9 protein-coding genes are annotated in these 12,695 nt (G+C 36.1%); 6 read left to right on the top strand and 3 right to left on the bottom strand.

From position 1 onward, the window contains the following. The first annotated feature begins 28 nt into the window (after positions 1-28). Positions 29-535 carry a hypothetical protein gene (locus ES765_RS11790; protein ID WP_138114524.1) on the top strand — a complete coding sequence of 169 codons (507 nt, stop codon included), beginning with the start codon at positions 29-31 and terminating at the stop codon, positions 533-535. Beyond that, positions 528-965, top strand: a complete 438-nt coding sequence (locus ES765_RS11785; protein ID WP_249356357.1) for a hypothetical protein — start codon at positions 528-530, stop codon at positions 963-965. Before ES765_RS11790 ends, ES765_RS11785 begins: the two co-directional genes overlap by 8 nt. A gap of 1 nt (position 966) precedes the next feature. On the opposite strand, the gene ES765_RS11780 is transcribed toward ES765_RS11785, so the two are convergent. Then, positions 967-1,989: a WD40/YVTN/BNR-like repeat-containing protein gene (locus ES765_RS11780; protein WP_138114522.1), complete on the bottom strand. Its 1,023-nt coding sequence runs from the start codon at positions 1,987-1,989 to the stop codon at positions 967-969. Positions 1,990-2,146: 157 nt separating this feature from the next. Here ES765_RS11780 and ES765_RS11775 point away from each other — a divergent pair, with 157 nt between their 5' ends. Beyond that, on the top strand, positions 2,147-3,361 hold the full coding sequence (locus tag ES765_RS11775; protein ID WP_138114521.1) for an RsmB/NOP family class I SAM-dependent RNA methyltransferase: 1,215 nt from the start codon (positions 2,147-2,149) through the stop codon (positions 3,359-3,361). 137 nt (positions 3,362-3,498) lie between these two features. Here the strand turns inward: ES765_RS11775 and ES765_RS11770 are convergent, their stop codons facing one another. Both ES765_RS11770 and ES765_RS11765 read right to left on the bottom strand, forming a co-directional pair. After that, positions 3,499-5,091 (bottom strand): amidohydrolase, encoded by a 1,593-nt coding sequence (locus ES765_RS11770; protein ID WP_138114520.1) that lies wholly within the window; start codon positions 5,089-5,091, stop codon positions 3,499-3,501. A gap of 177 nt (positions 5,092-5,268) precedes the next feature. After that, positions 5,269-5,655, bottom strand: coding sequence for a winged helix-turn-helix transcriptional regulator (locus ES765_RS11765; RefSeq protein ID WP_138114519.1), 387 nt, complete (start codon positions 5,653-5,655; stop codon positions 5,269-5,271). 266 nt (positions 5,656-5,921) lie between these two features. Between ES765_RS11765 and purL the strand changes: the two genes are divergently transcribed. From purL to ES765_RS11750, 3 genes are all read left to right on the top strand, one after another. Further along, a complete protein-coding gene (gene purL / locus ES765_RS11760) occupies positions 5,922-9,656 on the top strand; it encodes a phosphoribosylformylglycinamidine synthase (protein ID WP_138114518.1) in 3,735 nt (1,244 codons plus the stop codon). Between the two features lie 208 nt (positions 9,657-9,864). After that, positions 9,865-11,637 carry an AMP-dependent synthetase/ligase gene (locus ES765_RS11755; RefSeq protein ID WP_138114517.1) on the top strand — a complete coding sequence of 591 codons (1,773 nt, stop codon included), beginning with the start codon at positions 9,865-9,867 and terminating at the stop codon, positions 11,635-11,637. A 596-nt stretch (positions 11,638-12,233) separates the two neighbouring features. Next, entirely contained in the window at positions 12,234-12,686 is a 453-nt protein-coding gene (locus ES765_RS11750) for a MarR family winged helix-turn-helix transcriptional regulator (protein WP_138114516.1), read from the top strand. Positions 12,687-12,695: the final 9 nt, after the last annotated feature.

Genomic DNA, 12,695 nt, shown 5'->3' with positions numbered 1-12,695 from the left:
TTATGTATTTGATAGTCAAATAAATATCATGAAAAAGAACAACAAACATCCGTTTAAAACTCCAGAAGGCTATTTTGATATTTTTCAGGATGAATTGATGGAAAAATTATCTGATGATAAACCTGCTATCCCAAAGGATAGTGCATTCATGGTTCCAGATAATTATTTTGAAACTTTTAATGATAGGTTGACTGGTAAGCTGAATGCGGAGACTAAAGTAGTACAACTTTATCCTGTAAATAAAATTATAGCTGTTGCAGCGTCTATAGCTGCTATCGCCTTTATTTATGTAGGTTTGAATTGGAATACTACAGACGAACTGAATTTTAGCGATTTGGCAAATACAGACATAGAAGCTTATTTTGAGAATAATGATTTCGGATTATCCTCTTATGAGATTGCAAAAGTTATTCCCGTAACTAATACTGAATTTTCGGATATTTTAAATTCTCCTATCGAGAATGATAATATTCTAGATTATTTAAATGAAAATATTAATGATTTTGAAGAACTTAACATACAAGAAAATGAATAAATATATCGTATTATTATTCATACTTACAACGACCATATCATTTGGTCAAGACAAACCAGATTGGGAGAAAATAAAATCCTTAAAAGTGGCTTTTATTACTGAAAAACTTTCGTTAAGTAGCAAGGAGGCACAAGAATTTTGGCCTGTCTATAACGATTATGAAGAAAAAAGAAGTGCTTTACGCAAACGAGAGCATCATCAAATTAGAAATAAAATCAGGGATGTCGAAACCCTTTCTGAAAAGGAAGCCGTACAATTACTAAAACAGCATATTCAACTTGAAGAGGAAGAAGAGGAATTGGATAATGAATTTCTCAAAGAGGTTAGTAACGTTATATCCGCTAAAAAAACACTATTACTATTAAGTTCAGAAGAAGAATTTAAACGTCAATTAATAAAGCAATACCGACACAACAAAGGGGGTAAATAACCTATTTGAAAATTAGCTTAGAAATTCGATTTTTACCTGCGGCATAAGCAACAGAGTCATTCTGAAATCGTAAGGTATAAAATGATTCTTTTGATAGTTCTTTCCAATTTAAACCCATATCAGCAGAATAAGAAATACCTGTAAAACCGACAGCTACTAATCCATAACCATTAGTGCCAGGAACAAACTGAATACAACTTTTATATCCTGGCTGATTACCATCAGAAAGTAGCTGCCACGTTTTTCCACCGTCTTTTGTGATAGCTTTATTTGCAACGGCATTATCGGGTTTCGTATAATCTCCGCCAATTGCAACACCTATAAGATTGTCATTAAAATCAATGGAATAAATACCCTCAGTTGGCTCCGCACTTCGTAAAGGAGTTTGATAGTCATCCCATTGTTTACCCTTATCCGATGAATGGTATATTCGACCACTAGTGGTAGCTATCCAAACTTCAGTTCCAACGGTCTTAATATTAGTATTACTAGCTGCAAATGCACCTTCACTCTCAATACCTTCGGGTAATTGGGAACAGGGTAGTTTAGACCACGTTGTTCCCCCATCTTCGGTTATAATAATACTTAGGCAACCTTCTACAGTGTCGCCAACCGCAATACCATCCGTATCGTTCCAAAAGGTCATTGCGTCATAAAATACGCCTTCCCCTTCTTCGGTATACACCAATTCCATTCGTCCATTTTTTCCTGTCTTATATAACAATGCAGGTGTTTCTACAGACAACATAAAGAAGTCAGTTGAAGTATGCGTAATGGCTCTAAACTCAGGAATGGTAGTATGGTGTTTTTCAACATTTGCCCGTACTTTCCCAGTGCCCAAATCAACCGTACCAAATGTTCCCCTATTAGCAGCGAAGGCTAAACTATTACCCATTAGTTCTATCGCACGTATACTTAATGAATCAGTGTAGATATCATTGAGCGTAACACTATTGAAGGTAACTGGTTTAATAGGTTTTGAACAAGAAACCAGTAAAATGATAATAAGAAAGGTATAGCGCATGATGAAAGGTATAAAGTTCTTCAAAAATAAATGGAATCACTTCTAAAACAATACCTTTGCAGCCATAATTTTTTGGAGGAAAGAGCCATCTTTAAACTTGATTAACTATTGAGGAATGGTACTAAAGTTCTAGCCAAGTAAATTAATATCACTTCAAATGAAATTACATAGAAATCTGGTTTTTGCCGTAATAGATGCCTTAAACCTTGTATTCAACGAGAATGAATATGCAGATAAGGTGGTACAAAAGGTACTTCGTTTTGACAAACGCTGGGGTGCACGTGATCGCGGCTTCATTGCCGAAACTACCTATGAAATGGTGCGGTACAAAAGACTTTATACTGAAATAGCAGAGATTAAAGCTCCTTTTAGCAGACCTGACCTTTTTCGTATGTGGGCCGTTTGGGCCGTATTGAAAGGAATTCAACTTCCCGATTGGAAACAAATCGAACCGACACCAGAAAGAAGAATCAAAGGTAAATTTGATGAACTTTCCCAAATAAGAAAATTTAGGGAAGCCATTCCTGATTGGATAGATGAGTTAGGAGAAAAGGCCTTAGGTGATAAATTATGGACAGCAGAAATTGCCAAGCTCAATGTACCTGCAGAGGTGATTTTACGCACCAACACCTTAAAGACTACGAAAGAGGAACTTCGAAAAGCCCTGTTAGATGAGAATATTGTGGCTGAGCCGATTAAGGGTTATCCTTCTGCATTAAAACTTGTGGAAAGAGCAAACGTTTTTGTAACAGAAGCTTTTAAAAAGGGAATGTTTGAGGTACAAGATGCTTCTTCTCAATTGGTTGCTGAATTTCTAGATGTTGAACCAGGACAGCGCGTAGTTGATACTTGTGCAGGAGCTGGTGGGAAATCATTGCATTTGGCAGCATTAATGGAAAATAAAGGTCAATTGATTTCAATGGATATTTACGGAAGTAAATTAAAGGAATTAAAAAGACGAGCCAGACGTAATGGTGCTCACAATATTGAGCCTCGTGAAATTGACTCAACTAAAGTATTTAAAAAGCTTTACGGCAGTGCTGATAGAGTATTAATTGATGCTCCATGTACTGGTTTAGGCGTTTTAAGAAGGAATCCAGATTCTAAGTGGAAAATGCAGCCTGAATTTTTAGCTAAAATTGTCAAAACCCAACAGGAGATTCTTAGAAATTATAGTAAAATACTTAAACCTGGCGGAAAACTTGTGTACGCAACCTGTTCAATATTACCTCAGGAAAATAATAACCAAGTGAAGTCATTTTTACGTTCTGAGGAAGGAAAAGATTTTAAATTGGTGAAAGAGAAAAAAGTATATGCTTCTAAAAGTGGTTATGACGGCTTCTATATGGCGCTGTTAGAAAAGGGTATCTAGAACGAGATACTTAGTCCTACTTCAATGCAAAATTAATTATAAAAAAAGCCTTTCAGTTTTCACAGACTGAAAGGCTTTTTCGATTACTCTTTTTATCAACCCAAACCTATTAGAATAATAGTTTCGGCATATCACTATTATTCTCTCAAAGTTGGATACTCTACACCTAATTGCTCCAAATAAGTATCATACTTTGTTTCATCATAATAGAATTTCTCCAATGCAGGTCTAAATTGATCCTGTTTATCCTTATTTAAATAAATAGGTGGCATATCACTTTCAGAAATCATAGGTTGATACTTTGTTTCTTTCTGTTGCTCATTATTAAAATAACTCCAAGCTCCCTTTAACAATTCTGGCTTTAATAAAAAATCTAAAATAGTCATTGCCTCAACCTTTGCTCCGGCTACGACCCCTTTATGCGCAATAGGGGTAGCCATTGCAATAGCATTACTCCAATGATGTCCTTGCAAACCAGGAATGTTTGATGGGTATCGCAAGGTAACCGTTGGAACTTTCCATGAGATATCACCAATATCATCTGACCCACCACTAATAGGGTCTATTACAGGAAGTCCGATAGTGTCCAACTTCAGTGGCAAGCCTTCTATCTTTTCAGAACTAACTTCTGTCTGTACGGCTTTTGCTAATTTTTGATCAGCATCAGACCATGTAGGCAATCCAATTTTTTTAATATTAGAATACATCGATTCTGCAATTACCTTATTATAATGACGTGGCCAAGCGGTTCCCAATACCTTAGAGGTCATAGTCGTACCTGTCATTAATGCTGCTCCTTTAGCCATATCGTTTGCCAAGGCATACATTTCCATGATTCCCTCATATTTAATATCCCTAAAGTAAAACCAGATTGCAGCCTTTGATGGTACTACATTAGGTTGATCACCAGCATCTGTGAAAATAGAATGTGAGCGTTTTAAAGGATGTAAATGTTCTCTTTTATAATTCCACCCAATGTTCATTAATTCTGCAGCATCCAAAGCACTTTTACCACGCCATGGTGACCCAGCAGAATGAGCCGCTTCTCCTTCAAAAGCATATTCAACCGATATCAAACCTGTACCTCTAGTAGAGCCATAAGACACTCCTAGGTTATCACCAACATGGGTGAAAATACACATATCGATATCATCAAAAAGTCCGTCCCTTACATACCAAGCTTTAGCCGCAACCAACTCCTCTGCTATACCTGGCCATATCACCAGTGTACCTCCAATATTCTCGCGCTCCATGATTTTCTTAACTGCCAGTGCAGATGATATATTCATCGGAATTCCAGAATTATGCCCTTCGCCATGCCCTGGAGCACCTTCAACGATAGGTTTATGATACGCCACACCTGGGTACTGCGATGCCTTCGGAATACAATCAACATCACTACCCAAAGCAATAATTGGCCCCTCACCATTACTCCAAGTGGCAAACCAGGCTGTGGGAATTCCCGATATGGAGTTTTCAATTTCAAATCCATTATCGGCCAGTATTCCTGTTAAGTATTTAGAGGATTCAATTTCTTGAAATCCTAATTCCGAAAAACTAAAAATTTTATCAACCATTACTTGCGATTGCTTTTTAGTGTCCTCAACAATAGCAGCAACTTCAGATTTTAATTTTTCAATCTGTTTATTAGACTTTTTATTTTGTGAATACATGCCGACAGTAGATAATAAACAGCATGCAATTGTGAAAAGGGTAGTTTTGTGTTTCATATTGGTTTTGAATTAGTTAGTAAAAGATACATAAAATCAATCTCACAAAGGAGTCCATCATCAATTTTTACCTAATTCAAATTGAAGAAGTCATATTTCTAACTAATTCCAATTTTTAAAATCAAAAACTGCAAAAGCTTGAGGCAGGATTAAAATTGAACTTCAACAGCGAAAGTATTATTCGAATAGCGGTAATTGTTGGGTCTTCGAACTTTTGATATGTATAGTGCCTAATTTTTGTTTTTGTCCCCATCGGTTCATGGATTGAACTATAGGCAAAAGAGACTTTCCTAAAGGAGTTAACGTATACTCTACTCTTGGCGGAATCTCAGGAAATAAAGTCCGATCTAAAACTCCGGACTTTTCAAGTTCTTTTAGCTGTTTACTGAGCATTTGACGGTTAATTCCTTCTATTTCAGTGAATAACTTATTAAAACGATTTATTCCTTTAGGTATACAAAATAATATTATCGGTTTCCATTTACCCCCTATCATGTTCATACATAAGTCTAAACCTAAACTCTTTGAATTTGTTAAAGTATGCTGCGAACTTTTCTGCTTCATGATTCGGAACTAAGAGATTTAAATTTATCTATGCTAATTTAGCATACTTAGTATAAAAAACATACTTTAAAGAAAATATATTAAAAATCTAATATTCATACTTAGTTTGTATTTCGTTACTTAAACAAAAGAGGAATACACATTCATTTATCAATCCATTGCTGAATTCATTAACAATACCTGTTAAAAAGTGTTTTCATTTCCCGTAAATTATAGCGGGTAAAACCTTAATTTTGTACTTTTAAAATCAACATCAAGCACACTAAATGATTCACTTTTTTGGGGAACCTAGCAAAAAGGTTTTTGCGGTACAGACCGCTAAGGAACTTTCATCAGAAGATACAAGTAAACTTATATGGTTATTCGGTAACCAACCTAAAATAAATGCGGCGTCTCTAGACGCCTCTTTTGTTGGCCCAAGAGCTGCCATGATTACACCATGGAGCACCAATGCTACAGAAATCAGCCAAAACATGGGCATTGTTGGAATCATTCGAATTGAAGAATTTAACGCTGTCGCGGATAATTTTATTGATTTTGATTCGATGCTTTCGCAGAAATTCAATACCCTTAGTCAAGAACTTTTCGATATTGATGTTGAGCCAAAACCAATTTTGAACATCGCAGATATCGCTGCGTTCAATCAACAAGAAGGTTTGGCGCTAAATGACGAAGAAGTAAATTATCTCGAAAATCTGAGTGAAAAACTGGGTCGAAAATTGACCGACTCCGAGGTATTCGGGTTTAGCCAAGTGAATTCAGAACATTGTAGACACAAGATATTCAATGGTACATTTATCATTGATGGACAGGAAATGCCGAGTTCGTTATTCAAACTTATCAAAAAAACAGCACAAGAACACCCTAACGCTATTGTCTCAGCCTATAAAGATAACGTAGCGTTTGTAAAAGGTCCGACCGTAATTCAATTCGCCCCTAAAACGGCCGACAAGCCAGATTATTATCAAGAAAAATCATTCGACTCCGTCATTTCAGTGAAAGCGGAAACCCATAATTTCCCAACCACGGTAGAGCCATTTAATGGTGCCGCTACTGGTGCTGGTGGAGAAATACGTGACCGTTTAGCTGGTGGAAAAGGTTCATTGCCCTTAGCTGGCACAGCTGTTTACATGACCGCTTATTCAAGGTTAACAAAAGACCGTGCATGGGAAAATGGCATGAAAGAAAGAGATTGGTTGTACCAAACACCAATGGATATCTTAATTAAAGCTTCAAATGGCGCTTCAGATTTTGGAAACAAATTCGGACAACCATTAATAGCCGGTTCTGTACTTACCTTCGAATACGATGAAGCTACAGTGCCATTCGACTCTGCTCAGGATACTGATTCATCACCAAGTTCGTCTAGCAAATTCGAAACTAGAAGACTAGGTTATGACAAGGTGATTATGCAAGCTGGTGGTATTGGCTATGGTAAAATAGAACAAGCCTTGAAGGATAAACCACAAGTTGGAAACAAAATTGTTATTCTCGGTGGTGATAATTACCGAATTGGTATGGGCGGGGCTGCGGTTTCTAGTGCAGATACTGGGGAGTTTAGCGCAGCCATAGAGCTTAATGCTGTTCAGCGTTCGAATCCAGAAATGCAAAAAAGAGCTGCGAATGCCATACGTGGTATGGTTGAAAGTGATGAAAACACTATAGTATCAATACATGATCATGGTGCTGGTGGTCATCTAAATTGCTTGTCAGAATTAGTAGAAGAAACCGGAGGTACTATTGACTTGGATAAATTACCTGTTGGGGACCCTACTCTTTCTGTAAAAGAGATAATAGGAAACGAATCACAGGAACGTATGGGGCTTGTGATAGGTAAAAACGATATCGAGCTTTTGAAGCGTATTGCTAATCGCGAACGCTCACCGATATATGAGGTTGGTGATGTGACCGGTGATGATCGTTTTACCTTCGAATCTAAAACGACTGGGGTAAAACCTATGGATTTGGCACTGTCGGATATGTTCGGCAGCTCTCCAAAAACAATCATGAACGATGTAACTATTCGTCGTAATTATAAAAATGCCGAATATTCATTGGAGTTTTTCCATGACTACCTAGATGCTGTTTTGCAATTAGAGGCAGTAGCATGTAAGGATTGGCTCACTAATAAAGTTGACCGCTGTGTGGGAGGTAAAGTTGCCAAACAACAATGTGTTGGACCTTTACAATTACCATTGAACAACTGTGGTGTAATGGCTCTAGATTATAAAGGAAAAGAAGGTATAGCAACAAGTATAGGCCACTCCCCTATTTCTGCTTTGATAGATCCAGCTGCTGGAAGTAAAAATAGTATTGCCGAAGCCCTTACCAACCTTGTTTGGGCACCTTTGAAGGACGGATTAAAATCGGTTTCACTATCTGCAAATTGGATGTGGCCTTGTAAAAATGAAGGAGAAGATGCCCGTTTATACAAAGCAGTGCAGGCAGTTTCTGAATTTGCTATTGAATTAGGTATCAATGTTCCAACAGGAAAGGATTCACTTTCCATGAAACAGAAATATAGTGATGGTGAAGTAATCTCGCCAGGTACCGTAGTTATTTCGGCAGCTGGAAATTGTAATGATATAACGAAAGTAATTGAGCCGGTTCTACAGAAAGATGCAGGGGCTATTTATTACATCAATTTATCCAAAGACAATTTTAAACTAGGCGGCTCTTCTTTTGCCCAAACCAGAAATAGTATTGGAAATGAAACACCTACGATAATAAATTCAGCGTACTTTAAAACGGTTTTCAACACTATTCAATCATTAATCAAAGAAGGTGAAATTGTTGCAGGTCATGATGTTGCTTCCGGTGGATTAATTACTACTTTAGTAGAATTATGCTTTGCTGACACACAGTTGGGTGCTAATTTAGATATCTCCGATTTGGGAGAATCTGACACTATCAAAGTCCTATTTTCTGAGAATGCAGGTATTGTTTTTCAAGCTATGGACGACAGCATTGAAGCTAAATTAGAGGCAGCAGAGATTAATTTCAAAAAAATAGGAACAGCAACTACTGACGCTACATTTACCATCAAGAATAATGGTATGGAATTGGGGCTAAATATCGAGTCTTTAAGAGATACTTGGTTTAAAACCTCTTATTTATTGGATGCACAACAAACTGCAAATGACTTAGCAAAAGATAGGTACGACAATTACAAAGTACAACCTTTAAAATACGTATTCCCTACTTCAGCTCCCATCAGCCTTCCAAACCGTTCCAATAAACAAACTAAAGCTAGGCCAAAAGCCGCTATTTTACGTGAAAAAGGTAGTAATTCTGAGCGTGAAATGGCAAACGCCATGTATTTAGCCGGTTTTGATGTAAAAGATGTTCACATGACCGATTTAATTACTGGTCGTGAGAATTTAGAGGACATTCAATTCTTGGGTGCTGTTGGTGGCTTCTCTAACTCAGATGTATTAGGAAGTGCAAAAGGATGGGCCGGAGCGATAAAATACAATGAAAAAGCAAACACGGTTATTAAAAACTTTTTTGCAAGACCAGACACATTATCGGTCGGTATTTGTAATGGCTGTCAATTGTTTATGGAATTGGACCTTATTAATCCAGAACACGAAACTCATGGCAAAATGACCTATAATGATTCTCACAAACATGAAAGTAATTTTACATCCGTAGAAATTCAAAAGAATAATTCAGTCATGCTTTCAACCTTAGAAGGAACCAAACTTGGCGTATGGATTTCTCATGGGGAAGGTAAATTCAAGCTACCACTATCTGAAGATAATTATGACATCGTAGCTAAATATGGCTATGAAGGCTATCCTGCGAACCCTAATGGAAGTGATTTTAACACAGCTATGCTTTGTGATAAAACTGGCCGTCATTTAGTGACTATGCCGCATATTGAACGGTCTATATTCCCTTGGAACTGGGCTCATTATCCAGTAAATAGAACTGATGAAGTTTCACCATGGTTAGAAGCTTTCACTAATGCTAAGAAATGGATAGGAAAAAATAGCTAATTATACTGATTACTCATTTTCTGGGTTGAAGTCAGATTAATAATTTTATATTAATCTGACTTCAACCCATACTGCTGAATATGAAGCTTATAAAAGTATTAATGATAAAAATTTATATTAATTCCTTAATAGATTAGGCTTTAAAATGAAAATACCATTTTAAAATCCCATTCCCTTTGCTTATTTTGCATTGATTAATAAATTGAACATGCAAAAGATTACCCGGCTATTCGATATTCCTTACTACCAACTGGAGCACTACAATCTTGAAAAGGCGCTCGTTACAAAAAAAGATGGTAAGTGGATTTCTACCTCCACCCAAGAATATATTGATAAGGCAAATGCAATTAGTCGCGGGTTACTTCGTTTGGGGATTAAACCAAATGATAAAATCGCAGTTATTTCATTGACTAATAGAACAGAATGGAATATACTAGATATTGGTATTTTACAAATTGGTGCTCAAAATGTTCCCATTTACCCTACCATATCGGAAGAAGAATATGAGTATGTCTTAAATCATTCCGAGGCGAAATATTGCTTTGTCTCATGCATTGAGGTGCTGAACAAGGTGAATCGTATTAAGAAAAATGTAAAGTCTTTAAAGGCAGTATATGCTTTTAATGAAATTGAGAATTGCTCAAATTGGCAGGAAGTCTTGGACCAAGGATTCGATAAGAGTAACCAAGAAGAAGTTGAAGAATTAAAAGCTAGTGTTAAACCTACAGATCTTGCTACGCTTATTTACACCTCAGGCACTACAGGCAGGCCAAAAGGAGTAATGATGTCCCATGAAAATCTTGTTTCTAACGTTGTTGCAAGTAAAGAACGTGTACCATCCAATACTCATGATAGTGCTTTAAGCTTTTTACCGGTCTGTCATATTTTCGAACGAATGATTCTCTACCTCTATCAATATTGTGGTATAGAAATTTATTTTGCTGAGGGCTTAGATAAAATAAGTGATAATCTTAAAGAAGTGAAACCTAATTTGATGACCGTAGTACCAAGGTTGTTAGAAAAAGTATATGAGGCAATTATTGCAAAAGGTTCTAATTTAACCGGAATAAAGAAACGCTTATTCTTTTGGGCAGTAGATGTCGGACTAAAGTTCGAGCCTTATCGAGCCAACGGATGGTGGTACGAATTCAAGTTATCTATTGCACGTAAATTGATTTTCAGTAAATGGCAAGAAGGTTTAGGTGGTAATCTAGGTATTATGGTTTCTGGTAGTGCAGCATTACAACCACGTTTAAGTCGAATTTTTGGAGCGGCGGGTATTCCTGTTATGGAAGGCTATGGACTAACGGAAACCTCACCAGTTATTTCAGTGAATGATGTTCGTAACCATGGTTGGAAAATTGGAAGTGTGGGTAAAGTCATAACGGATGTGGAAGTTAAAATAGCCGAGGATGGTGAAATTCTTTGTAAAGGACCAAATGTTATGATGGGCTACTATAAGGATACTGAGAAAACTGCCGAGGTTATTAAAAATGGTTACTTCCATACCGGAGATATTGGTGAAATTGATCACGAAGGGTTCCTTAAGATTACGGATCGTAAAAAAGAGATGTTTAAAACTTCTGGCGGTAAATATGTTGCACCGCAATTATTGGAAAATAGATGTAAACAATCTCGATTTATAGAACAAATAATGGTTGTCGGAGAAGGTGAAAAAATGCCTGCAGCACTTATTCAACCAAATTTTGCGCATATATACGAATGGGCAAAAAGACATAATATTACTGTTGGCGAAAATTCTGATATTGTTATCAATGAAAAAGTTTTAGCTCGCATAGATGAAGAGGTCACTATCGCTAATGAGAGTTTTGCAAAATGGGAAAAAATAAAACAATTCAGACTTACACCCGATGTTTGGAGTATTGAGGGAGGGCACCTAACTCCAACCATGAAATTGAGAAGAAAAATTGTAAAGGAAAAGTACATTGAACTTTATAATGATATTTACGGTCATTCATAATCTAGGCTTCTAAAGAAGCAAATTAATTCTAATAGCTCAATACTGTCATTCGAAATTTATACAACAGAGCAACTTAAAACGTATAAAAAATAGTATTAACCCGTTTTGCATTTTGATAGGAATATCTCAAATTGATGTCTATTCGAGTATTTTTTCTATATATAATGTAGAAAAATTCTCGTCTGACAGGTAGGTATTGAAAATCGTTTTAGACCCTAAATAGTTCTTGATACATCAGGTTTATAATGGAAAAATTCAGCACTCAAAATGTCCTTTTATTATAACTAATTTAAAATAGACAGCTGGTATTATTTGGTATTGGAGGCTAAGTAATCATGTCTTTTTTACTAGGCATAGAACTGTATAACAGCCAACATCTTTAAGGCAGTAAACTCAACTTAATGGTTCCAAACTTATGCACCATAACAATTCTTTCAGCTTTTTTTAATTTAAGTATTGATTAAAAAATAAAAAACGAGAAAAAGATATTCTAAAATCACCTACCTAAGGAAAGGTATTCTAGATTGTTAAATTTTTTGCGTATTTATTATGCATGCATAATAAATATGTTTATATTTGAGAACCAACCACACAAAATGAAAGAAGCAACTATTGATTATGCTCTCAGAGCTACTTGGCAAGCAGTAGCTAGAATGTATAATGAAGAAGCAAAAAAATTTGATTCTACAATGGCTGTAGGTTTTACATTATTGAGTATTGATCCTAAGACAGGAACGCCTTCCACAGCTTTAGGACCTAAAATGGGAATGGAAGCTACAAGTCTTTCTAGAATTTTGAAAAGTATGGAACAGAAAGGACTCATTTTGAGAAAACCAAACCCTAATGATGGTAGGGGAGTTCTTATTTATTTAACCGATTTCGGGCTAGAAAAGAGGAACGATTCAAAGAGTACTGTGCTTCAATTTAACGAAGCTGTCATAAATGAAGTTTCAGATGAAAAATTGAAAAATTTTTTTGAAGTGACCGAAACCATTAATAAGCTTATAGCAGATAAAAAATTATTTATAAAAGATATATCAAATCATTAATACAGTTTT

Origin of the sequence: Maribacter sp. ACAM166 (genome assembly GCF_005771495.1) — a bacterium.
Taxonomy (GTDB): domain Bacteria; phylum Bacteroidota; class Bacteroidia; order Flavobacteriales; family Flavobacteriaceae; genus Maribacter.
Note: the sequence above shows the minus strand (reverse complement) of the source record. Positions and strands in the feature narration are given on the sequence as shown.

What these genes read in the sequence shown, in the direction of transcription:
- ES765_RS11790 (WP_138114524.1), top strand. Translation starts at nt 29, where the DNA reads ATGAAAAAGAACAACAAACATCCGTTTAAAACTCCAGAAGGCTATTTT.
- ES765_RS11785 (WP_249356357.1), top strand. Translation starts at nt 528, where the DNA reads ATGAATAAATATATCGTATTATTATTCATACTTACAACGACCATATCA.
- ES765_RS11780 (WP_138114522.1), bottom strand. Translation starts at nt 1,989, where the DNA reads ATGCGCTATACCTTTCTTATTATCATTTTACTGGTTTCTTGTTCAAAA.
- ES765_RS11775 (WP_138114521.1), top strand. Translation starts at nt 2,147, where the DNA reads ATGAAATTACATAGAAATCTGGTTTTTGCCGTAATAGATGCCTTAAAC.
- ES765_RS11770 (WP_138114520.1), bottom strand. Translation starts at nt 5,091, where the DNA reads ATGAAACACAAAACTACCCTTTTCACAATTGCATGCTGTTTATTATCT.
- ES765_RS11765 (WP_138114519.1), bottom strand. Translation starts at nt 5,655, where the DNA reads ATGAAGCAGAAAAGTTCGCAGCATACTTTAACAAATTCAAAGAGTTTA.
- purL (WP_138114518.1), top strand. Translation starts at nt 5,922, where the DNA reads ATGATTCACTTTTTTGGGGAACCTAGCAAAAAGGTTTTTGCGGTACAG.
- ES765_RS11755 (WP_138114517.1), top strand. Translation starts at nt 9,865, where the DNA reads ATGCAAAAGATTACCCGGCTATTCGATATTCCTTACTACCAACTGGAG.
- ES765_RS11750 (WP_138114516.1), top strand. Translation starts at nt 12,234, where the DNA reads ATGAAAGAAGCAACTATTGATTATGCTCTCAGAGCTACTTGGCAAGCA.